This is a genomic window from Microbacterium sp. (assembly GCF_036277215.1).
Taxonomy (GTDB): Bacteria; Actinomycetota; Actinomycetes; order Actinomycetales; family Microbacteriaceae; genus Microbacterium.
Window position 1 is genome coordinate 1 of record NZ_DASUNI010000206.1, and the last position, 21,403, is coordinate 21,403.

Annotated in this window: 23 protein-coding genes; 12 read left to right on the plus strand and 11 right to left on the minus strand. The window is 69.5% G+C overall.

Annotated features, from left to right (window positions below; genetic code table 11):
• Nucleotides 1-7: 7 nt before the first annotated feature.
• Entirely contained in the window at nucleotides 8-1,456 is a 1,449-nt protein-coding gene (locus VFX99_RS10325; RefSeq protein WP_414684362.1) for an ABC-F family ATP-binding cassette domain-containing protein, read from the plus strand.
• 12 nt (nucleotides 1,457-1,468) lie between these two features.
• On the opposite strand, the gene VFX99_RS10330 is transcribed toward VFX99_RS10325, so the two are convergent.
• Genes VFX99_RS10330 through VFX99_RS10345 form a run of 4 tightly spaced genes read right to left on the minus strand, consistent with a single transcriptional unit; the run spans nucleotide 1,469 to nucleotide 3,492 of the window.
• On the minus strand, nucleotides 1,469-2,335 hold the full coding sequence (locus tag VFX99_RS10330) for an SURF1 family protein (protein ID WP_329666210.1): 867 nt from the start codon (nucleotides 2,333-2,335) through the stop codon (nucleotides 1,469-1,471).
• Entirely contained in the window at nucleotides 2,332-2,571 is a 240-nt protein-coding gene (locus tag VFX99_RS10335) for a hypothetical protein (RefSeq protein WP_329666211.1), read from the minus strand. Before VFX99_RS10335 ends, VFX99_RS10330 begins: the two co-directional genes overlap by 4 nt.
• Nucleotides 2,568-2,942, minus strand: coding sequence for a DUF3099 domain-containing protein (locus VFX99_RS10340; RefSeq protein WP_329666212.1), 375 nt, complete (start codon nucleotides 2,940-2,942; stop codon nucleotides 2,568-2,570). The genes VFX99_RS10335 and VFX99_RS10340 overlap by 4 nt, the downstream gene beginning before the upstream one ends.
• A gap of 40 nt (nucleotides 2,943-2,982) precedes the next feature.
• A complete protein-coding gene (locus VFX99_RS10345; protein WP_329666213.1) occupies nucleotides 2,983-3,492 on the minus strand; it encodes a DUF4190 domain-containing protein in 510 nt (169 codons plus the stop codon).
• 112 nt (nucleotides 3,493-3,604) lie between these two features.
• Between VFX99_RS10345 and fabG the strand changes: the two genes are divergently transcribed.
• Complete coding sequence (fabG, locus tag VFX99_RS10350) at nucleotides 3,605-4,315, plus strand: 3-oxoacyl-ACP reductase FabG (protein WP_329666214.1); 711 nt, start codon at nucleotides 3,605-3,607, stop codon at nucleotides 4,313-4,315.
• 43 nt (nucleotides 4,316-4,358) lie between these two features.
• Here the strand turns inward: fabG and VFX99_RS10355 are convergent, their stop codons facing one another.
• The 3 genes from VFX99_RS10355 to glgC are packed head-to-tail and all read right to left on the minus strand — an operon-like array spanning nucleotide 4,359 to nucleotide 7,046.
• Nucleotides 4,359-5,063, minus strand: coding sequence for an alpha/beta hydrolase (locus VFX99_RS10355; protein WP_329666215.1), 705 nt, complete (start codon nucleotides 5,061-5,063; stop codon nucleotides 4,359-4,361).
• Nucleotides 5,064-5,116: 53 nt separating this feature from the next.
• Nucleotides 5,117-5,758: a phosphoserine phosphatase SerB gene (serB, locus tag VFX99_RS10360; RefSeq protein WP_329666216.1), complete on the minus strand. Its 642-nt coding sequence runs from the start codon at nucleotides 5,756-5,758 to the stop codon at nucleotides 5,117-5,119.
• 43 nt (nucleotides 5,759-5,801) lie between these two features.
• Entirely contained in the window at nucleotides 5,802-7,046 is a 1,245-nt protein-coding gene (gene glgC, locus VFX99_RS10365; protein WP_329666217.1) for a glucose-1-phosphate adenylyltransferase, read from the minus strand.
• Between the two features lie 46 nt (nucleotides 7,047-7,092).
• On the opposite strand from glgC, the gene glgA reads away from it, so the two are divergent.
• The 3 genes from glgA to VFX99_RS10380 all read left to right on the plus strand — a co-directional run bounded on the left by glgA (nucleotide 7,093) and on the right by VFX99_RS10380 (nucleotide 9,479).
• Nucleotides 7,093-8,286 (plus strand): glycogen synthase, encoded by a 1,194-nt coding sequence (gene glgA, locus VFX99_RS10370; protein WP_329666218.1) that lies wholly within the window; start codon nucleotides 7,093-7,095, stop codon nucleotides 8,284-8,286.
• A gap of 9 nt (nucleotides 8,287-8,295) precedes the next feature.
• A complete protein-coding gene (locus tag VFX99_RS10375; protein WP_329666219.1) occupies nucleotides 8,296-9,090 on the plus strand; it encodes an ABC transporter ATP-binding protein in 795 nt (264 codons plus the stop codon).
• A 131-nt stretch (nucleotides 9,091-9,221) separates the two neighbouring features.
• On the plus strand, nucleotides 9,222-9,479 hold the full coding sequence (locus tag VFX99_RS10380) for a type B 50S ribosomal protein L31 (protein WP_329666220.1): 258 nt from the start codon (nucleotides 9,222-9,224) through the stop codon (nucleotides 9,477-9,479).
• Nucleotides 9,480-9,546: 67 nt separating this feature from the next.
• Here the strand turns inward: VFX99_RS10380 and VFX99_RS10385 are convergent, their stop codons facing one another.
• Nucleotides 9,547-10,287, minus strand: coding sequence for an exonuclease domain-containing protein (locus VFX99_RS10385; RefSeq protein WP_329666221.1), 741 nt, complete (start codon nucleotides 10,285-10,287; stop codon nucleotides 9,547-9,549).
• A 72-nt stretch (nucleotides 10,288-10,359) separates the two neighbouring features.
• On the opposite strand from VFX99_RS10385, the gene VFX99_RS10390 reads away from it, so the two are divergent.
• Nucleotides 10,360-11,259, plus strand: coding sequence for an alpha/beta hydrolase (locus tag VFX99_RS10390; RefSeq protein ID WP_329666222.1), 900 nt, complete (start codon nucleotides 10,360-10,362; stop codon nucleotides 11,257-11,259).
• Here VFX99_RS10390 and VFX99_RS10395 read toward each other — a convergent pair.
• Nucleotides 11,219-11,773 (minus strand): CGNR zinc finger domain-containing protein, encoded by a 555-nt coding sequence (locus VFX99_RS10395; RefSeq protein WP_329666223.1) that lies wholly within the window; start codon nucleotides 11,771-11,773, stop codon nucleotides 11,219-11,221. The genes VFX99_RS10390 and VFX99_RS10395 overlap by 41 nt on opposite strands.
• 74 nt (nucleotides 11,774-11,847) lie before the next feature.
• On the opposite strand from VFX99_RS10395, the gene VFX99_RS10400 reads away from it, so the two are divergent.
• Nucleotides 11,848-12,831 carry a DMT family transporter gene (locus tag VFX99_RS10400; RefSeq protein ID WP_329666224.1) on the plus strand — a complete coding sequence of 328 codons (984 nt, stop codon included), beginning with the start codon at nucleotides 11,848-11,850 and terminating at the stop codon, nucleotides 12,829-12,831.
• Between the two features lie 25 nt (nucleotides 12,832-12,856).
• On the opposite strand, the gene VFX99_RS10405 is transcribed toward VFX99_RS10400, so the two are convergent.
• Complete coding sequence (locus tag VFX99_RS10405; RefSeq protein ID WP_329666225.1) at nucleotides 12,857-13,327, minus strand: Lrp/AsnC family transcriptional regulator; 471 nt, start codon at nucleotides 13,325-13,327, stop codon at nucleotides 12,857-12,859.
• 166 nt (nucleotides 13,328-13,493) lie between these two features.
• Here VFX99_RS10405 and pdhA point away from each other — a divergent pair, with 166 nt between their 5' ends.
• The 3 genes from pdhA to VFX99_RS10420 are packed head-to-tail and all read left to right on the plus strand — an operon-like array spanning nucleotide 13,494 to nucleotide 17,031.
• On the plus strand, nucleotides 13,494-14,636 hold the full coding sequence (gene pdhA / locus VFX99_RS10410) for a pyruvate dehydrogenase (acetyl-transferring) E1 component subunit alpha (RefSeq protein ID WP_329666226.1): 1,143 nt from the start codon (nucleotides 13,494-13,496) through the stop codon (nucleotides 14,634-14,636).
• Nucleotides 14,633-15,643: an alpha-ketoacid dehydrogenase subunit beta gene (locus VFX99_RS10415; protein ID WP_329666227.1), complete on the plus strand. Its 1,011-nt coding sequence runs from the start codon at nucleotides 14,633-14,635 to the stop codon at nucleotides 15,641-15,643. The genes pdhA and VFX99_RS10415 overlap by 4 nt, the downstream gene beginning before the upstream one ends.
• Entirely contained in the window at nucleotides 15,640-17,031 is a 1,392-nt protein-coding gene (locus VFX99_RS10420; RefSeq protein ID WP_329666245.1) for a dihydrolipoamide acetyltransferase family protein, read from the plus strand. Before VFX99_RS10415 ends, VFX99_RS10420 begins: the two co-directional genes overlap by 4 nt.
• 54 nt (nucleotides 17,032-17,085) lie before the next feature.
• Here VFX99_RS10420 and VFX99_RS10425 read toward each other — a convergent pair whose 3' ends face one another.
• On the minus strand, nucleotides 17,086-17,682 hold the full coding sequence (locus VFX99_RS10425; protein ID WP_329666228.1) for a TetR/AcrR family transcriptional regulator: 597 nt from the start codon (nucleotides 17,680-17,682) through the stop codon (nucleotides 17,086-17,088).
• Nucleotides 17,683-17,787: 105 nt separating this feature from the next.
• Between VFX99_RS10425 and VFX99_RS10430 the strand changes: the two genes are divergently transcribed.
• Both VFX99_RS10430 and VFX99_RS10435 read left to right on the plus strand, forming a co-directional pair.
• Complete coding sequence (locus VFX99_RS10430; protein ID WP_329666229.1) at nucleotides 17,788-19,404, plus strand: carboxyl transferase domain-containing protein; 1,617 nt, start codon at nucleotides 17,788-17,790, stop codon at nucleotides 19,402-19,404.
• Nucleotides 19,405-19,409: 5 nt separating this feature from the next.
• Nucleotides 19,410-21,401: an acetyl/propionyl/methylcrotonyl-CoA carboxylase subunit alpha gene (locus tag VFX99_RS10435; protein WP_329666230.1), complete on the plus strand. Its 1,992-nt coding sequence runs from the start codon at nucleotides 19,410-19,412 to the stop codon at nucleotides 21,399-21,401.
• Nucleotides 21,402-21,403 lie beyond the last annotated feature (2 nt).

A 21,403-nucleotide genomic window follows, 5' to 3' on the forward strand; every position in this document is an offset into this window, starting at 1 on the left:
CGGTGATCTGCTGCCCGCGGACGGTCGAGTCGACCGGTCGGGCGAGCTCGGCTACCTGCCTCAGGACCCCCGCACCGGGGATCCCGACATGCTCGCACGGACACGCATCCTGGACGCGCGGGGGCTCGGCACGCTCGCCCTCGGCATGCACGAGGCCTCGCTGCTCATGGGCGATGACGACACGGTCGTGGCGGCGAAGGCGATGAAGCGCTACAGCAGCCTCACCGAGCGCTTCGAGGCCCTCGGCGGCTACACCGCGGAGGCGGAGGCGGCGTCGATCGCCCACAACCTCTCCCTTCCCGACCGGATGCTCGACCAGCCGCTGCGCACGCTGTCCGGAGGTCAGCGCCGTCGCATCGAGCTGGCTCGCATCCTGTTCTCCGACGCCGAGTCGATGATCCTCGACGAGCCGACGAACCATCTCGATGCCGACAGCGTCGTCTGGCTGCGCGAGTTCCTGAAGAACTACAAGGGCGGGCTGATCGTGATCAGCCACGACGTCGAGCTCGTCGGCGAGACGGTCAATCGCGTCTTCTACCTCGACGCCAACCGTCAGGTCATCGACATCTACAACATGAACTGGAAGAACTACCTCCGCCAGCGGGTGGCTGACGAAGAGCGTCGCAAGAAGGAACGCGTCAACGTCGAGAAGAAGGCGACGCAGCTCCAGCTGCAGGCCGCTCGCTTCGGTGCGAAAGCCTCGAAGGCGGCGGCCGCGCACCAGATGGTGGCCAGGGCCGAGAAGATGCTGTCCGGCCTGGACGATGTGCGCCAGGTCGAGCGCGTCGCCAAACTGCGCTTCCCCAAGCCCGCCGCGTGCGGCAAGACCCCGCTGATGGCCTCCGGATTGTCCAAGTCGTACGGCTCGCTGGAGATCTTCACGGACGTCGACCTCGCGATCGACCGGGGCTCGAAGGTCGTGGTGCTCGGGCTCAACGGAGCCGGGAAGACGACGCTGCTGCGCATCCTCGCCGGAGTCGACCAGCCGGACACCGGTCAGCTGGAGCCGGGCCACGGGCTGAAGATCGGGTATTACGCACAGGAGCACGAAAACCTGGACGTCTCGCGGTCGGTGCTCGAGAACATGATGTCCGCCGCGCCGGACATCAGCGCGACGGAGGCCCGAAAGGTGCTCGGCTCGTTCCTGTTCACCGGTGATGACGTTCTGAAGCCCGCCGGAGTGCTCTCGGGCGGTGAGAAGACGCGGCTGTCTCTCGCGACGCTGGTCGTCTCCTCCGCGAACATGCTCCTGCTGGACGAGCCGACGAACAACCTCGATCCCGCGTCACGCGAAGAGATCCTGGGTGCGCTTGCGCACTACGAGGGTGCTGTGGTCCTGGTCTCCCACGACGAGGGTGCCGTCGAGGCGCTGAACCCCGAGCGCGTGCTCATCCTGCCTGACGGCGTCGAGGATCTTTGGAACCGGGACTACCAGGAGCTGATCTCGCTGGCGTGAGCCGGCCGGGCCTCAGCGGCCGGCGGCGTCGAGGATGGAGTCCTCGTCCTGCATGTCCCGATCGTTCCGACGTGCCGGAGTACGCACGCGGGGCGGCGCATCGCCGCCCTGACGTGCATCTTCCGCGTCCTCGCGCCGGTGGCGCCTCTCGGTGCGGATCACGTAGCCGATGAAGACGAAGCCCATGATGGCGAACAGGATCCACTGGATCGCGTAGGACAGATGGGGGCCGGGATCCTCGGACGGCGCCGAGAGTGCGTTCGGCCGCGTCGCGGGCGCCGGATCCTCGGATACCAGGACGCCGTACGCACTCAGCTCCAGGTCTTCAGCGACCTCGGGGTCGATGACCTCCGCGACCAGGGGTGGACTGAGAGTGGGCACCTGTCCGTCCGGCGCCGAACGTCCCGATGCCGGCGGCTGCTCGGCGGCGCGGAGGCGCACGAGGACGCTCGCCCGACCGTCGGGAGGGGCGGGGATCTCGTCGGGGAGTGGCTGCTCTTCGCCCGGCGGGACCCAGCCGCGGTCGACGAGAAGCACCCGTCCGTCGGCCATGCGGAAGGGGACGAGCACCTCGAAAGCGGCCGTCCCCCCGTGAGGGCGGTTGCGCACGAGCACCTGCTCGGTGGCCAGATACTCGCCCTCGAGCGTGACGGGACGCCACTCGTCCCCCGCAGCGAGGGATCCGTTCCGGTCGATGATCTCACCGAACGCCACGGGCTCCGCATCGTAGTTCTGCTCGACCAGCGCCAGCTGCTGCGCGCGATCCGCGTTGCGCGTGAACTGCCAATTGGAAAGGAACGCGCAGGCGACCGCGAACACGATGGCGACGGCGACGTATGCCGTCCACCGCACCGCCGCCGGCGCGGTGGACCGGCTCACTGCGACCCCTCTCCGCCTGCGGTCGCGCCGATCGGCGCGAGTGTGCTGACCGAGACAGGAAAGTCGCGGGCCGCGAGGTAGTCGCGGAGGAAATCGCGATGTGCGTCGCAGGCGACCCAGACCTTGCGGCGATCGACGGGGTGGATCTTCGGATTGCGCCACTCGATCCGCCAGACCGCCGCTGCCCGGCATCCGGCTCGCGAGCAGTCCGAAGGCGTATCGGCGGCGGTGCTCACGCGTGACCGTCCGACTCGTTCGACCGCTGGTCGATGGCGCGCGTCTCCTCGATCCGAAGAACGGGGCCGCTCGATGCGGGCGGGTTCTGCACCGACGGCGCGGCGGGCAGCGCGCGTTCGGGATTCTCGGCATCGGTACGGCGCACGTTCGCACTGACGTTGGCGAGCACGACGGCGAAGTACGGCAGCACGATGGCCGCGGCACCCAGCACCCACGTGTACCAGCCGTACGGAGTGATCACGACCATGAGGATGAAGCACGCGATGCGGATGCCCATCATGACGAGGTAGCGGCTGGAACGCCGAGCTTCGTCGTCGCGCGGTGCGCGCGGCAGCGACGTCGCAGATTGGGGCCTCGACGAACTCTTCACGGTCCTTCCAGACTACGCCGGTCGGACCGCACCGGATCGGTCAGGTGCGGGCGGTTCCGGTTGCGATCAGGAGCGGAAGCAGCGCGAGGAAGACGATCAGGGCGAGCACGATGAAGGCCAGGCCTACGTAGCCGACGATGACACCGGCGAGCGCCATGCCGCGGCCCTGCTCACCGGTCTGCTTGATCTGTCCGAGCGACATGTGCCCGGTGATGACGCCGACCACGGAGCCGATGAACGGGATGATGAGGATTCCCACGAGCGAGGAGATGAGCGAGACGATCGCGAGCGTGTTCGTCTTGGCGGGTGCGTAGCCGTACGGTGGCGCTCCGTATGCGGGCGCGGCGCCGTAGGCGGGTGCTGTCGGGTACTCCGGCGCTGCTCCGTACCCGGGTGCCGCGCCGTACGCGTCCGGGGGAGTGCCGTATGCGGGCGGCTGACCGTACGGGGGCGTTGCCGGCGGCGGATAGGCTGCGGGCGAGCCGTAGGCGGGCGGTGCCGGCTGCGCCGGCGGGACAGGCGTCGAGCCGTCGGGATTCGTATCGCTCACGGGAGGCCTTTCGTCGGGTGCGGTTCCAGGGTCCCAGTGGCTGCCGGGAGTGTCAAACACCGCACCGATAGGCTGGTGCGGTTCATCGTGTCCAGCCCCCGGGGAGCCCGTCATGTCCACCGAACGCGTCGTCCTCGTCACAGGAGGCAACCGCGGCATCGGCCGCGCCATCGCCGAGCGCTTCGTCGCGGACGGCTACAAGGTGGCCGTGACCGCCCGGTCGGGTGAAGGTCCCGAAGGAACGCTCACCGTGCGAGCGGATGTCACGGATGCCGCGGCCGTCGATGCCGCCTTCACCGAGGTCGAGGCGCAGCTCGGTCCGGTCGAGATCGTCGTGGCGAACGCGGGGATCACGAAGGACACGCTGCTGCTGCGCATGACCGAGGATGACTTCGACACCGTCATCTCCACGAATCTGGGTGGCACGTTCCGCGTGGTCAAGCGGGCCTCGAAGGGGATGCTGCGGGCGCGTTGGGGGCGGGTCATCCTGATCTCCAGCGTGGTCGGGCTGTACGGTTCTGCGGGCCAGATCAACTACGCGGCCTCCAAGAGCGCGCTCGTCGGCTTCGCTCGCTCGCTCACCCGTGAACTCGGTGGCCGAGGCATCACCGCCAACGTGATCGCCCCGGGCTTCATCGAGACGGACATGACCGCGTCGCTCCCCGAGGACACGCAGGCGGAGTACAAACGCAACATCCCCGCCGGTCGTTTCGCCACGACCGACGAAGTAGCGGGTGTCGTCGCGTGGATCGCGTCCGATGACGCGGCCTACATCTCCGGCGCGGTGATCCCCGTCGACGGCGGTCTGGGAATGGGGCACTGAGCCGGGGACCCGCCTGATCGATCAGCGCGCCGGCAGAGGCGGCTCACCCGCCCGTGCGATCGACCGCGGCGAGGATCGCTGCACCGAGCCGGTCGGGCATCGAGAACTGAGGCCAGTGGCCGCAGTTCAGCTCGACGATCTCCAGATCCTCGACGGCGGCGAGCTCCGCCGCCCAGTCCGGAGCCTCGCTGATGAACGTGCGGATCTCGGCCTCGGAGACCGTTCCGGTGAGCATGGTCGTGGGGATGCGACGGCGGCGCTCGTCCGAGAGTCGGAGGGTATCGGTCGGCACCTGCGCCGGAACGGACCGCGTCCGGGCCTCGACGGCCGCGCGGGTCTCCGCGTCGAGGTCGGCGACTTCGGCCTCCTCGAAGGAATCCCATCCCGGGAACGGCACCACACCGTCCACGATCGGGAACTCCCAGATGGAGCCTCCGTCGCCGGGTGGGAAGGTGTCGACGAACACGACGCGCGCGATGCGCTCGGGGCGCGCGTCGACCGCGCCGTAGACGACGTTGCCGCCGCCGCTGTGCCCGACGAGGACGACCGGACCCTCGGTGCGATCGATCTGGTCGACGACCGCTGCAACCCAGTCGGCGATGCCGATCTCGGATGACTCGCCTGCCGGTGCGCCGACACCGGGCATGGTCAGCGGATGCACCGTGTGGCCGGCCCGTTCGAGCACGGGTGTCACGTCGCCCCAGGAGGACGCGTCGAGCCAGAGACCGGGTACGAGGAGGAGGTTCATACCCGCACGCTACCGACTGCTCCCGACAGCGTGCGAGCCTCCCGTCGACGCGTTCAGGGCAGAAGCGGGATCACTTCGCGCAGATCCACGCGCTCGATGATCAGGTCGGCGGACGCCCTCACGGTGGGCTTCGCGTTGAAAGCGAGTCCGAGTCCCGCGGCGGTCATCATGCGCAGGTCGTTCGCCCCGTCGCCGATCGCAATCGTCCGCGCGAGGGGAAGACCCGACTCGGCGGCCCATTCGCGCAGCGCGGCGGCCTTGCCCTCGGCATCCACGATCGCGCCGTCGACCGAACCGGCGAGCGCGCCGTCGCGGGTGGTCAGCCGATTGGCCCGCCAGACGTCGACGCCCAGGCCGGGCGCGAGGATGTCGAGGATCTCGTGGAATCCGCCCGACACGACACCGACGCGTCCGCCCCTCTCATGGGCGGCAGCGATCAGCTCGCGCACCCCCGGCGTGGGCTCGATGCGGGCCAGAACGCGTTCGAACGCGGCGACGGGGACCCCTGCCAGGATGCTCACGCGCGAGCGCAGACTCGCCGCGAAGTCGACCTCGCCGCGCATCGCGGCTTCGGTCGCGGCGGTGACCTCTTCGCCGCGGCCGGCCTCATCGGCGAGCAGCTCGATCACCTCGTTGCGGATGAGGGTCGAGTCGGCGTCGAGGACGAGCAGGAAGCGGGGCGACGGCGCGGGCATCACCCCACGCTAGCGCCGCGGCATCCTGCGCCCCGCCTTCATGTCAGGCGTCGACGTGCACGCCCTTGCCGACCACGGTGATACCGGTGTCGGTGACGGTGAAGCCCCGTGCGATGTCGCGCTCCCGATCGACTCCGATCGTCGCGCCGTCCGCGAGCACGACGTTCTTGTCGAGGATCGCGCGGTGGATCCGTGCGCCCTGGCCCACGCGCACATGGTCGAAGAGCACCGAGTCGGTGATCGTCGAGCCGCCGCCCGCGAGCGTCCAGGGGCCGACGACACTGCGCTCGAGGTGCGTGCCGGACAGCACCGACCCCAGCGAGACGATGGAATCGATGGCGTTGCCGATGCGGCCCACCGAGTCGCGGACGAACTTCGCCGGAGGCGAGTTGACCGTCTGCGAGTGGATCGGCCACTGGGTGTTGTACAGGTTGAAGATCGGCAGCGTGGAGATCAGGTCCATGTGGGCGTCGAAGAACGACTCGATCGTCCCCACGTCGCGCCAGTAGTCGCGGTCGCGATCGGTCGAGCCCGGCACGTCGTTGAGCTTCATGTCGTACACACCCGACTCGCCGCGACCGACGAAGTACGGGATGATGTCGCCGCCCATGTCGTGGTTCGAGGTGGCAAGCTCGCCGTCGGTCTCGACCGCCTCGATGAGCGCGTCGGTGTCGAAGATGTAGTTGCCCATCGAGGCGAGCACCTCGTCGGGGTTGTCGGCCAGCCCCTTGGCGTCCTGCGGCTTCTCGAGGAACTCGCGTATCTTCGCCGGGTTCTTCTCCTCAACGTCGATGACGCCGAACTGGTTCGCCAGCGCCAGCGGTTGGCGGATGCCGGCCACGGTGGCGCGCGCGCCGGACTGGATGTGCGCGTCGAGCATCTGCCGGAAGTCCATTCGGTAGACGTGGTCCGCGCCGATCACGAACACGATGTCGGGCTTCTCGTCGTTGATCAGGTTGAGGCTCTGCAGGATGGCGTCGGCCGATCCGGAGAACCACCGCTTGCCGAGGCGCTGCTGGGCGGGCACCGAGGCCACGTAGGAATCCAGCAGGGGCGACATCCGCCAGGTCTGGGAGATGTGCCGGTCGAGGCTGTGCGACTTGTACTGCGTCAGCACGACCAGCTGCCGCAGTCCCGAGTTGATGAGATTCGATATCGCGAAGTCGATGAGGCGGTATTGCCCGCCGAATGGGACGGCGGGTTTGGCCCGGTCCGCCGTGAGGGGCATAAGTCGTTTGCCCTCGCCACCGGCGAGGATGATCCCGAAAACCTTCGGCGCTGCAGGCATGGCCCCACCCTATGCCGCACTTCGCCTCGGGTACTAGCGTGATGACATGCGAGTCGACATCATCACCAAGGAGTACCCGCCCGAGGTCTACGGCGGTGCCGGCGTGCATGTCACGGAGCTGGTCAAGGCCCTGCGCGAGCGCATGGACGTCCAGGTGCGGGCGTTCGGCGGTGCGCGCGACGAGACCGGGACCACCGCATACGGCGTGCCGGAGGAGCTGGCTTCGGCGAACGGCGCCATCCAGACTCTCGGCACAGACCTCGAGATCGTGACCGATGTCGCCGGCGCCGATGTGGTGCACAGCCACACCTGGTACGCCAACTTCGCCGGGCACTTGGCCTCGCTGCTGCACGGCATCCCGCACATCGTGACCGCGCACAGCCTCGAGCCGCTGCGACCCTGGAAGGCCGAGCAGCTCGGCGGGGGCTACGCCGTCTCGAGCTACATCGAGAAGACGGCCTACGAGGGTGCGGCGGCGATCGTCGCCGTGAGCGACGGGATGCGCACCGACATCCTCCGCAGCTATCCGACGCTGGATCCCGCGAAGGTGCGCGTCATCTACAACGGCATCGACGTCGACGCCTGGCATCCGGTCGAGGATCCCGAGCTGCTGTCCCAGCTCGGGATCGACGCCTCGAAGCCGTCGGTGGTCTTCGTCGGGAGGATCACCCGCCAGAAAGGGCTGCCGTACTTCCTGCGTGCGGCAGAACGCCTGCCCGCCGACGCGCAGGTGATCCTGTGCGCCGGCGCGCCGGACACTCCGCAGATCATGGCCGAGGTCGAGGCGCTCGTGCGCCGCCTGCAGGAGACCCGGCAGGGGGTCGTCTGGATCGACCGGGTGCTGCCGCGCCACGAGCTGTGCACGGTCCTGACCGCAGCGACGACTTTCGTCTGCCCGTCCATCTACGAGCCGCTGGGCATCGTGAACCTCGAGGCGATGGCGTGCGGTGCCGCAGTCGTCGGGACGGCCACGGGGGGCATCCCCGAGGTCGTCGTCGACGGTGTCACCGGCCGGCTGGTGCCGATCGAGCAGGTGCAGGACGGCACCGGCACGCCGCTCCATCCCGACGTCTACGTCGACGATCTCGCACGCGTGCTCACCGAGGTCGTGAGCGATCCCGAGCGCGCCGCAGCGTACGGCGCCGCCGGTCGCGAACGTGCCAAGAACGACTTCAGCTGGGCGTCCATCGCGGACGCCACGACGGCGCTGTACGCGGAGGTGGCCGGCATCCGCCGTTAGGCTTACGGCATGCCGCAGGTGCTCGAGTTCTCAGACGTCGTCGTCCGCAGAAACGCCCGAGACATCGTCGACCACCTCGACTGGGAGGTGGAGGACGACCAGCGGTGGGTGATCCTCGGGCCCAACGGCGCAGGCAAGACGACGCTGCTGCAGCTCGCCGACACGCTCGTGCACCCGACATCCGGAACCGTGACGATCCTGGGCGAGCAGCTCGGCCGAACGGATGTCTTCGAGCTGCGCCCGCGCATCGGATTCGCGTCCACCGCCATGGCGAGGCGGGTACCGCCTGAGGAGACCGTGCTCAACGTCGTGCTCACCGCGGCCTACTCGGTTCTCGGCCGGTGGAACGAGGCGTACGAGGACATCGACGAGCGCCGCGCGCTGCGCGTGCTCGCGGAATGGCGGCTGGACGGGCTGGCGGACCGCACCTTCGGCACGCTGTCGGACGGCGAGCAGAAGCGCGTGCAGATCGCACGGGCGATCATGACCGACCCCGAGCTGCTGCTGCTGGACGAGCCCGCCGCGAGCCTCGACCTCGGTGCTCGTGAGGAGCTGCTGACCCTGCTCGGAGGCTACGCTCAGGCGGCGACGACGCCGGCGATGGTCATGGTCACGCACCACGTCGAAGAGATCCCCGTCGGCTTCACGCATGTTCTGCTCCTGCGCGAGGGACGTGTCGTGGCCGCCGGCCCGCTCGATGAGGCGCTGACCGAAGACAGCCTGACGGAGGCATTCGGCACTCCGATCTCCCTCACGGCAGACGGCGGCCGCTACGCCGCGCGGGCCTCGCGCGCCGGTTCCTGATCGCAACGGAGTACGATTCCACGTCGGCGCCCTCGGGCTGATAGAATCGATCCTTGGTGCACTCGCACCGCAGACTTTCCTCCGGTTCCTGCGCTCGGCCAGGGACTCCGCACATCCCGCAAGGACTCCGCATGAAGACTGACATCCACCCCGACTACCAGGCGGTCGTGTTCCGCGACCTCGGCTCGGGCGAGACCTTCCTGACCCGTTCGACGGTCACCTCCAGCAAGACCATCGAGCTCGACGGCGTCGAGTACCCGGTCATCGACGTCGAGATCTCGTCGGCCTCGCACCCGTTCTACACGGGTAAGCAGCGCATCATGGACTCGGCCGGTCGCGTCGAGAAGTTCAACCAGCGCTTCAAGAACTTCGGCGGCTCCGGCAACTAGCCGCCGCATCCGGAAGGCCCCGCTTCGGCGGGGCCTTCCGGCGTTGGACCCGCAGACCGACTCACGTTCAGCGGACCGGCCAGTTCCCGTCGAGTCGGTCCTCGGGATCGAGGCGGCCGATGCGGATGAAGTACTCGGTCAGACTCGCCGCCTGGGCCCGAGCCCACGCGATCTGACGGGTGTGCAGCTCTTCGGCCTGCGGTGGCATCAGGCCCGCGAACCGCACCGCGAGAGCCTGGGCGACCCGGCCGGCGGCGACGGCATCGGCGGATGCCTCGTGCGCGTCGTCCAACCGCACCGCGTAGTGATGGGCGACCACCGCCAGCGTGCGCTTGCCGCGCCGGAACCGGTCGTAGGCCTTGTCGATCACCAGCGGATCGATCACCGGCGACGGATCGCGCAGTGGCGGAACCCCGTGTCGCACCGCCTCGGAGGCCAGGAGCGAGAAATCGAACGCCGCGTTGTAGGCGACGATCGGGATGCCGGCGTCCAGCAGTGCTCGCAGCGTGTCGCTGATCTGCTCGACCACGTCGCTCGCCGGCGCGCCGATCGCACGCGCATGCTCGGTCGAGATGCCGTGCACGGCGGTCGCGGCCGCCGGGATCTCGACGCCGGGATCAGCGAGCCAGTCGCGGGCGAGGATCGCGGCGCCGCTCGCGTCGAGCAGCCCGACATGCGCGGTGACGATCCGGTCTTGCGCGACGTCGATGCCGGTGGTCTCGAGATCGAACACGCCGATCACCCGCGTCCATACCGGGACGCCGACGGGTGCTTCCACCGCCGCATCGGAATTCCGTCTCGCCTTCATGCCCGAAACGGTATGCGCCGCCTCCGACATCGCCGCCGAAGCGCGTCGGGGCGGGGCTCGTAGACTCGGAACGTGCCCGCGCCGAACCCGTACGCCCCGTTGCTCGATGCCATCCCGGTGGAGCGACGCGAGGCGACGGTGCTCGGAGGCACCACGGCGTACTGGGTCTACGGGCCGGCGGACGCGGGGACGACGATCGTCGCCGTCCACGGCTTCCGCGGAGAGCACCATGGACTCGAGCCGGTGGTCGCCCACCTGGACGGCGTCCGGATCATCTCGCCCGACCTGCCCGGATTCGGCGAGACCCCACCCCTGCCCGGCCGACGCCACGACCTCGCGGCCTACGCGGACTGGCTGCAGGGGTTCGCTTCCACGGTCGCCCCCGGTGCCGTCGTCCTCGGCCACTCCTTCGGCTCGATCGTCGTGGCGGCCGCAGTCGCAGGCGGCCTGCGCACCCCGCGAGTCATCCTCGTCAACCCGATCGGCGCACCCGCCCTGGAGGGGCCGCGCGGCATCCTCACCCGCCTGGCGGTGTTCTACTACTGGGCCGGTGCGCGCTTGCCGAAGCCCGTCGGCGACGCCCTGCTGCGCAACTCTGCGATCGTGCGGGGGATGAGCGTCTCGATGGCCAAGACACGGGACGCCGACCTCCGCCGGTTCATCCACGATCAGCACGACACCTACTTCTCCCGCTTCGCCGACCGGGAGGTCCTGCACGACGCTTTCCTGGCCTCGGTCTCGCAGGACGTGCGGGAGTTCGCGCCGCGGATCGCCCAGCCGACCCTGCTGATCGCGGCGCAGCGCGACGACATCACGCCGATCGAGGCCGAGCGTCACCTCGCCACCCTGTTCCCCGATGCCGAGCTGGTGGAGATCGCGGACGTCGGCCATCTGATCCACTACGAGACGCCCGCGCCTGCGGCGGAGGCGATCAGGCGCTTTCTTGCGCTTTCCGCTCCCGGTACGCGATGACGTTCATGCGGTTGCCGCAGTTGCCGGTGTCGCAGTAGCGCTTCGACCCGTTGCGCGAGTAGTCGATGTAGACCGACTCGCAGTCGTCCGCCGAACAGACGCGAACCCGGTCGTACTCGTCGGCACGGATGACGTCGACGAACGCCATGGCGGCCTCGACCAGGATGCGGGTCGCGAGCGGCGCGTCGTCCGAGGTCGCGTGGATGTGCCAGTCGAAGCCGTCGTGGATCACCAGCCGGGGTAGGGCGTGGCCGTCGCGGAGCATCTCGTTGACGAGCGGCACGGCTCCTTCACGGTCCACCTCCCACAGCTGCCGGAGTCTCGGGCGGATGGCGCGGATGGCGGCCACCTCGGCCTCATCGCGCCGGATGGTCCCGGTGTACGGGTTGACGGCCAGGTACCGGTCCAGGTCCGCCGGCGTCTGCAGCGTGTCCTCTCCGTCGAACCCGGGAAGCGTGTTGACGAGGTAGACGGCGGCTCGCAGCGACAGCTCGGTGTCACGAATGAAAACCATGTTGACTCCTGACAGATTCGACCGCTATCGTCACTAGTGTAAGCACTTCTCACTCCTGACAGACGGATTCCGCCATGGCAGCCTCCACCGCATCCATCCCCGTCTTGTCGCCGACGCCCGCGCGGCGGGTGAGCACGTCGGGGCTGGTCCTGGCGGTCACCTCGGCCTTGGCCTTCTCTTCGAGCGGGCCGTTCATCAAGCCCCTGCTGGAGGCGGGCTGGTCGCTCGGTGCCGCCCTTCTGGTGCGGATGGGCATCGCCGGGCTGATCCTGTCACCCGCGCTGTTCGTTGCGATGCGCCGGCAGCCGGCGTTCCTGCGTCGGCACTGGAAGCTCATCCTGGGATTCGGGCTCATGCCCGTGCTCGGCTGCCAGCTGTTCTTCTTCTCGGCCATGCAGCGGATGCCGGTGGCGGTCGCCCTGCTGATCCAGTACCTGGCGCCGGTGATGCTCGTGGCATTCGTCTGGCTCCGCACCCGCAAGGCGCCCTCAGCTCTCGTGCTGTGGGGGTCGGGTGTGGCGATCGCAGGTCTGGTGCTCGTCGTCGACATCTCCGGTGCGTCCTTCGATCTGATCGGCACGATGCTCGCGCTGGGCGCCGCCATCTGCGTGTGCGCGTATTTCGTGATCTCCGAACGCGCGGGGGACGACCTGCCACCGCTCGCGCTGGCAGCCGGCGGTCTGCTCACCGGAGCGATCGTCATGGCGATCCTGTGCCTGGTCGGCATCATGCCGTTCAGCGCGCCGGCGGTGTCGGTCGTCCTGGGAGGCATCGAGGTGCCGTGGTTCGTGCCGATGGTGTGGGTCGCCGCGGTGGCGACGACGCTGGGCTACGCGTTCGGGGTGATGGCGGTGCCGCGGATCGGCTCGCGGGTCGCCTCCTTCGTCGGGCTTTCCGAGGTGCTCTTCGCCCTCGGGTTCGCCTGGATCTTCCTGGCCGAGGTGCCCGCCCCGATCCAGTTCGCCGGCGGAGCGCTCATCCTGGTGGGCGTCGTGCTGGTTCGTGCCGACGCGCAGTCCAGCGACACCCCTCGCGGCGAGGGCGCCTTACTTCCCTGAGTGCGGCCTGATCGCCGTACTCACCTCATTCCCGGCGGGCCAGCTCCATGAGCGGCGCCACACGGTAGCCGATGACCTCGCCCATGACGAGCGAGGTCTCGGTGCGCTCCACGCCCTCGATGGCGAGGATCCGCGCATCCGTGTCGAACAGGTGCTGCGTGTCGCGGCAGGCGACGCGCACGAGCAGATCGACCTGGCCGCTCAACCCGTGCGCCTGCACGATCTCGGGGACGTGGGCCAGCTCGGCGGTGATCCGCGGAAGGTCGGCCTGACGGACCATGACGCTGATGAACGCCTCGATCGGGTAGCCCAGGGCCGTCGACGAGATCGCCCGTTCGTAGGACAGGAAGACCCCGGATCGGTCGAGCCGGGCCATGCGAGCCTGCACGGTGTTGCGCGAGAGTCCCAGCCGTTCGGCGAGGGCGACGACCGTGGCTCGCGGGTCTGCCGCGAGGGCGGCCAGCAGCTCGAGATCGACCTGATCGAGGGTGCTCATAGTGCGAAACATTAGCAGGTCAGCGCCGGTTGCGCTTGGCAACATGCTCAACTCGTGCGAGCTTGCTTGAGCTAGGTGCAAGATCGGCGTAACCTCAGCGGTGTCGGCGACGGTGCCGGCGCTCCGCGCCGAGCGGCCTCACGAGGGCTTCTCGCAACGACGAGGGATGACGATGATGCACACCCTGACACCCACAGCCGACCCGGCGACCAACGTCGACGACGTGGCACGCCTGCTGAGCCCGGACGGCGAGCGCATCGCCGACAGCGACCTCGATCCGTGGGTCGCGGACATCGACGCCGACGCGCTGCGCGGCCTTTACCGGGACATGAGCCTCGTGCGCCGCATCGACATCGAGGGCGTCGCGCTGCAGCGTCAAGGCCAGCTCGGTCTGTGGGCTCCCTGCCAGGGGCAGGAAGCCGCTCAGGTCGGCACCGCCCGCGCCTTCCGCCGCGACGACTTCGTCTTCCCGAGCTACCGCGAGATCGGCGTCAATTTCGTCCGCGGCGCGGTGCCCTCGGATTTCGTCCTCGCCTGGCGCGGCGAGGCGCACTCGACGTTCAACCCGTACGACATCAACACCGCGACCCCGCAGATCATCATCGGCGCGCAGGCGCTGCACGCAGTGGGCTACGCGATGGGCATCCAGCGCGACGGCACCGATCAGGTCGCGGCCGCCTACTTCGGCGACGGCGCCACCAGCCAGGGCGACGTGAACGAGGCGATGGTCTTCGCCTCTTCGTTCCGTGCGCCCGTCGTCTTCATGTGCAGCAACAACCAGTGGGCGATCTCCGAGCCGGTCACCGTGCAGGCCAAATTCCCGATCGCCGGTCGCGCGCCCGGCTTCGGCATCCCGAGCATGCGGGTGGACGGCAACGACGTCCTGGCGTGCCTCGCCGCGATGCGCTGGGCCGTCGACCACGCCCGCACCGGCAACGGCCCCGCGTTCATCGAGGCCGTCACGTACCGGATGGGTCCGCACACCACCTCCGACGACCCGACCCGCTACCGCGACAAGGACGAGGTGGAGCGCTGGCGTCGCCGCGACCCGCTCGCTCGGGTCGAGGCGCTGCTGCGCGCGCAGGATGAGTTCTCCGACGACTTCGCCGGCGAGATCGCCGCCGAGGCCGACCGCTGGGGAGCCGATGTCCGCTCCGCATGCCTTTCGGCACGCTCGAAGGACCCCCTCGAGATCTTCGACCACGTCTACGACGAGCCGCACGTCGGCCTCGACACGCAGCGCGCGCAGTTCGCCGCATACCTCGACGGCTTCGCCGAGGAGGCCGCGACGTCGGGCGGTGCGCGATGACGCAGCTCACGATGGCCAAGTCCATCAATGAAGGGCTTCGACGCGCCATGGCGGATGACCCCAAGGTCCTGGTCATGGGGGAGGACATCGGCAAGCTCGGGGGCGTCTTCCGCGTCACCGACGGGCTCCTCGACCAGTTCGGAGCCGCCCGCGTGATCGACACGCCGCTGGCGGAGTCGGGCATCATGGGGACCGCCGTGGGGTTGGCGTTCCGCGGCTACCGCCCGATCGTCGAGATCCAGTTCGACGGCTTCGTGTACCCGGCCTTCGACCAGATCGTGTGCCAGGTGGCCAAGCTGCACTACCGCACCCGCGGCAACGTGAAGATGCCGATCACCATCCGCATCCCCTGGGCCGGAGGAGTCGGGGCGGCGGAGCATCACTCCGAGTCTCCCGAGGCCTACTTCGTGCACACCTCGGGGCTGCGCGTCGTCGCCGTCTCGAACCCGCAGGACGCATACGTCATGCTGCGACAGGCGATCGCGTCGAACGACCCCGTCGTCTACTTCGAGCCGAAGCGGCTGTACCACTCGAAGGGCGACGTCGACCTCGATGTCGACCTCGCCGACGCACCCCCGATGGGGCTCGCCCGCGTCGCGCGGGAGGGCACCGACGTCACGCTGCTCACGTACGGCGCGCAGGTCTCCACCGCGATGGATGCCGCGATCGCGGCGGAGGACGACGGCATCTCGATCGAAGTCATCGACCTGCGATCCATCTCGCCCGTGGATTACCGCACGGTCTCGGCATCCGTTCGCAAAACCGGCCGCGTCGTCGTCACGCACGAGGCCGCGCGCGAAGCGGGCGTCGGAGCAGAGCTGATCGCCAGCGTCACCGAGCAGTGCTTCAACTACCTCGAGGCCGCCCCCGTCCGCGTCACCGGCCACGACATCCCGTACCCGCCGGCGAAGCTCGAGAAGCACCACCTCCCGGATCTCGACCGGATCCTCGATGCCGTTGACCGGGTCCTCGATCGGCCGAACAGCCTCATGGGGGTGGAGCTCTGATGGTGGATTTCCGCCTGCCCGACCTCGGTGAGGGACTGCCCGAGGCCGAACTCGTGCAGTGGCTCGTGGCCGAGGGCGACACGGTCACGTTGAACCAGACCATCGCCGAGGTCGAGACGGCCAAGGCCGTCGTCGAACTGCCCTCGCCGCACGCGGGGACCGTGACCGCACTGCATGCGGCCGCAGGAGACGTCATCGAGGTCGGCTCGGTACTGATCTCCTTCCAGCTCGAAGGAGCAGAACCCGAGCAGCCCGCGCAGGATGTGGCCACGGCCGCCGAGTCGCCTGCGGCCACGGCCGCCGAGTCGCCTGCGCCCGCCGAAGAGAAGGCGCAGCCCAATCTCGTCGGCTACGGCGCGGCACCGCGGAGCTCGGGCCGCCCGCAGCGTCGCGCCCGCGGCGGCGCGCCACGACCCGCGGTGATCGACACTGCGGTGCTCGAAGCCGCTCCGCACGACGTGCTCCACACGCCGGAGCCGGTCGAGGTGGTGCGCGAGCGCCCGCGGTCCACGCCTCCCGTCCGCAAGCTCGCGAAGGAGCTCGGGGTCGACCTGGCCCTCGTCGAGGCGAGCGGCGCGACCGGACTGATCACCCGCACGGATGTCGAGACCTACGCTGCCCGCATCGACTCGCGCGACCAGGCCGCTCCTGCCGTCGCGCCCGCGGTCACCGCACCGAACGGGGGCGAGCGCACCACCCGCATCCCGATCCGGGGGGTTCGCAAGCACACGGCCGACGCGATGGTGCGCAGCGCCTTCACCGCGCCCCATGTCACGACCTTCCACACCGTGGACGTCACGGCGACCAGCGAGCTGATCGCATCGTTGCGCGACGATCGCGCCCTCCAGGGCCATCGCATCGGGGTGATGGCCGTCGCCGCGAAGGCCGTGTGCCTCGCACTCCTGCGGCATCCGACCCTCAACTCCCGCTGGGACGGCGAGAACGCCGAGATCGTGCAGTACCACTACGTGAATCTCGGCATCGCCGCAGCCACCCAGCGCGGGCTCGTGGTCCCCAACATCCGCGACGCCGAGAAGCTGACGCTGGTCGAGCTCGCGGACGCGATCGGCGGCCTCGCCGAGGTCGCCAGGGCCGGCAAGACGGCACCCGGCGACATGAGCGGCGGCACGTTCTCGATCACCAACGTCGGCGTGTTCGGCGTGGATGCGGGAACCCCGATCCTCAATCCCGGAGAGGCGGGCATCCTCGCGCTCGGCGCCGTGCGTCGTCAGCCCTGGGAGCATCGCGGCGAGATCGCCCTGCGCGACGTCATGACGCTGAGTCTGTCGTTCGATCACCGCCTGGTGGACGGTGAGCAGGGAGCGCGCTTCCTGCGGGAGGTCGCGGACATCCTGCACGAGCCAGGCCGCGCGATGCTGCTGCGCTGAACGCGTCCCGGGTCGGCGTCGTCAGCCGTCGGCCCGTGCCTGCGGCATCCCGCGTCAGGCCGTCAGCGCTGACTGGGCCATCGACTCCAGGATGCCGCGCACCGTGCTGTCGGCGGGGGACGCCCGCAGCGCGCGCATGCTGTGCGGGGTCGAGTTGATGAGGCCGAAGCACGCATGCGCGCGCACCCGCAGGTCGGCCTCCGAGCGAGCCGGATGGATGTCGGACAGCACCCCCATCCACAGCTCGACATACTCGCGCTGCAGCCGGCGCACCGTGTGCCGGTCGTCGTCACTCAGGCTCGCCAGATCACGGTCCTGCACGCGGATGACGTCGGCGTCGGTCAGGGCGAAGTCGACGTGGAAGCGGATCAGGCCGTCGAGGCGGTCACGCGGAGACTCGTGCGCGGCGATGACCTCCTGCCCCCCGCTGTACAGCCGTTCGCTCACGCGCACGAGGATGGCTCCGAGCAGGGCCTGCTTGTTCGCGAAATGGCGGTAGACAGCCGGACCGCTCACGCCGACTGCAGCACCGAGCTCTTCGAGGCTGACCCCGCTGAATCCGCGCTCGGCGAAGAGCCGCGCGGCCTCGGAGAGGAAAGCGGCCTGCCGGTCGGCCTTGGCGCGATCGCGCTCGGTGACCCCGCTTGTCATTTCAGTTAATCCTCGCTAACCTAGAAAGTCAGTTAGTGAACCCTAACCACAGCGATCGCAGCGGGACAACCGACGTGATCCGATCGTGACGTCGACGGAGATGACATGACGCCAGCCGGCTCCGCACTGCAGACCGCGGTCGCGCACGACGAAGCGTTCGAGCAGACCCGCGATGCGCAGGCCGCCCTCGCCGGACGGCTGCGCGAGCGGCTCGCCGAAGCAGCCGTCGGCGGACCTCAGACATCCCGGGAGCGCCACGAGTCCCGCGGCAAGCTGCTGCCGCGCGACCGCATCGGCCGACTTCTGGACGAGGGCAGCCCCTTCGTCGAGATCGCACCGCTGGCCGCAGAGGGCATGTACGGGGGAGAGGCACCCGGAGCCGGAGTCATCGCGGGCATCGGACTCGTGCACGGCCGCCACGTGATGGTCGTGTGCAACGATGCGACGGTCAAGGGGGGAACCTACTACCCGCTCACCGTGAAGAAGCACCTGCGGGCGCAGGAGATCGCGCTCGAGAATCGACTGCCGTGCGTGTATCTCGTCGACTCGGGCGGTGCGTTCCTGCCGATGCAGGATGACGTGTTCCCCGACCGCGATCACTTCGGCCGGATCTTCTTCAACCAGGCGCGCATGTCGGCGGAGGGCATCCCGCAGATCGCCGCGGTCCTCGGGTCGTGCACTGCGGGCGGCGCCTACGTGCCGGCCATGAGCGACGAGACCGTGATCGTGCGCAACCAGGGCACGATCTTCCTGGGCGGCCCGCCGCTCGTGAAGGCGGCGATCGGCGAGATCGTCACCGCCGAGGAGCTCGGCGGCGGAGAGCTGCACGCCACCCGGTCGGGTGTCGTCGACCACCTCGCCGAGGACGACGAGCACGCCCTCGAGATCGTCCGCGACATCATCGCGACCCTGCCCCCTCCGCTCGCGCCGGCGTGGGACGTCATCGAATCGGTCGCACCGGCGGTCGCACCCGCCGACCTCTACGGCGTGGTCCCGGTCGACGTCAACCAGCCGTACGACGTGCGCGAGGTGATCGCACGCCTCGTCGACGGCAGCGTGTTCCACGAGTTCAAGCACGGGTACGGCGGGACCCTCGTGACCGGCTTCGCGCGCATGCACGGACACCCCGTCGGCATCCTGGCGAACAACGGCGTGCTGTTCTCGGAGTCGGCTCAAAAAGGCGCGCACTTCATCGAACTCTGCGATCAGCGCGGCATCCCGCTGCTGTTCCTGCAGAACATCTCCGGCTTCATGGTCGGTCGGGATGCCGAGGCCGGCGGCATCGCGAAGGACGGGGCCAAGATGGTCACCGCGGTCGCCACGACGCGCGTGCCGAAGCTCACGGTCGTGATCGGCGGATCCTTCGGCGCGGGCAACTACTCCATGTGCGGTCGTGCGTACTCGCCGCGGTTCCTCTGGACCTGGCCCGCGAGCCGCATCTCGGTGATGGGCGGACCGCAGGCGGCGTCGGTGCTCTCGACCGTGAAGCGCGATCAGCTCGAAGCTAGGGGGCAGGAGTGGTCGAGCGAGGACCAGGCCGGCTTCGAGGCGCCGATCCGCTCCCAGTACGAAGCGCAGGGCAACCCCTACTACGCGACCGCGCGCCTGTGGGACGACGGCATCGTCGACCCCGCCGACACCCGCGACCTGCTCGGCCTGGCGCTGGACGTCGTCTCGCGCGCGCCGCTGCCCGAACCGCGCTTCGGCGTCTTCCGGATGTGAGGGACATGCAGACACCGGTCCTCGAGCAGTCCCCGCGAGTCGAGATGTTCGACACGGTCCTGGTCGCCAACCGCGGCGAGATCGCGCGCCGCGTCATCCGCACCCTCCGCCGGCTCGGCATCCGCTCGATCGCGGTCTACAGCGACGCGGATGCGGACGCCCCGCACGTCCGCGAGGCGGATGCGGCGTACCGGATCGGACCCGCCGCGGCGGCGAAGTCGTATCTGGACGGAGCGGCCATCCTCGCCGCGGCGCGCGCGTCGGGAGCACAGGCCGTTCATCCCGGCTACGGATTCCTGTCCGAGAACGCCGAATTCGCCGCCGCCTGCGCCACCGCCGGCGTCGTGTTCATCGGACCGGGCGAGCGCGCCCTCGATGTGATGGGCGACAAGATCCGCGCCAAGGCGCACGTGGCGGGCAGCGGTGTACCGGTCGTGCCCGGCATCGACGCCACCGGGCTTTCCGACGAGGCGATCGCCGAGGCTGCGGCCTCCGTCGGCTACCCGCTGCTCATCAAGCCCTCCGCGGGCGGCGGTGGCAAGGGGATGCAGGTGGTCCGAGCCGCTGCGGACCTGAACGAGGCGCTTGCGACCGCACGGCGAGTCGCATCCGCCGCGTTCGGGAACGACACGCTCCTGCTCGAGCGGCTCATCGACCGGCCGCGGCATATCGAGGTGCAGGTCATGGCGGATGCGCACGGCGCCGTGCTCCACCTCGGCGAGCGCGAGTGCACCCTGCAGCGCCGTCACCAGAAGGTGATCGAAGAAGCCCCGTCGCCGGTCATCGACGCCGGCACCCGAGACCGGCTCGGCGCCGCGGCCTGCGCGGCGGCCGCCAGTGTGGACTACCGGGGTGCGGGCACCGTGGAGTTCCTGGTCGCCGCAGATCGCCCCGACGAGTTCTTCTTCATCGAGATGAACACGCGCCTGCAGGTCGAGCATCCGGTCACCGAGCTGGTGACCGGCCTCGACCTCGTCGAGCTGCAGCTGCGGATCGCCGCGGGCGAGCCGCTCGGCATCGCCCAGGAGGCTGTGGTGCTGACCGGTCACGCGATCGAGGCTCGCGTGTACGCGGAGTCGCCGGCGCGCGGCTTCCTCCCGGCGAGCGGCACCGTACTGGAGTGGATGCCGGCGCCCACTGCCCGCACGGATTCGGCGGTCGAGTCCGGCAGCGAGGTCACCTCGGACTACGACCCCATGATCGCGAAGGTCATCGCATACGGTGACGACCGCGCGTCCGCTCTTGCGACGCTCGACGAAGCGCTGGCTCGCACGGCCCTCCTCGGTGTCGACACCAACATCGGGTTCCTCCGCGCGCTGCTCGCCGACGACGCCGTCCGCGCCGGGGACCTCGACACCGGCCTGATCGATCGGCTGCCGGCGTTCGTCGATCCCGAGCCGAGCCGAGCGGCGCTCGAGGCCGCGGCATCCGTCGTCCTGCGCAATGATGCGCCGGCGTCGTCGCGATCATCGCCGCTGTGGCAGTCGGGCTCCGGGTGGCGCGCGGGCGGGCCTGCCGTGCCCGTCCCGGTGCTGTTGCAGAGCGACGACGGCACCGTCCACGCGGTCGCCTCGGAAGGTGGCGCGACGGGTCGCCTCAGCAGCGCGGACGCGGCACCAGCTGACACCGCGGTCGTTCGGCAGGATGCCGACGGCGCACTCTGGGTGCACGCCGACGGGGCCGCGTCCCGGCTTCGACACCTCACCCGACGCGAAGCGCTCGACAGGCGCCTCGCTGAGGCGGGCGGTCCCGCCGCCGCGGCCCATCCCGAGCTGCGGGCGCCGATGCCCGGTGCCGTCGTCGCCGTGCACGTCGCCGACGGCGCACGGGTTCGGGCGGGCGAGCGCGTCGTGACGATCGAGGCGATGAAGATGGAGCACCCGGTCACCGCCCCGCACGACGGCACAGCGGTGATCGGAGTCACCGTCGGCGATCAGGTGCACCGCGACCAGATCCTCGCGCGGGTGACCGCGGACCCGATCGAGACAGGACAGTAAGG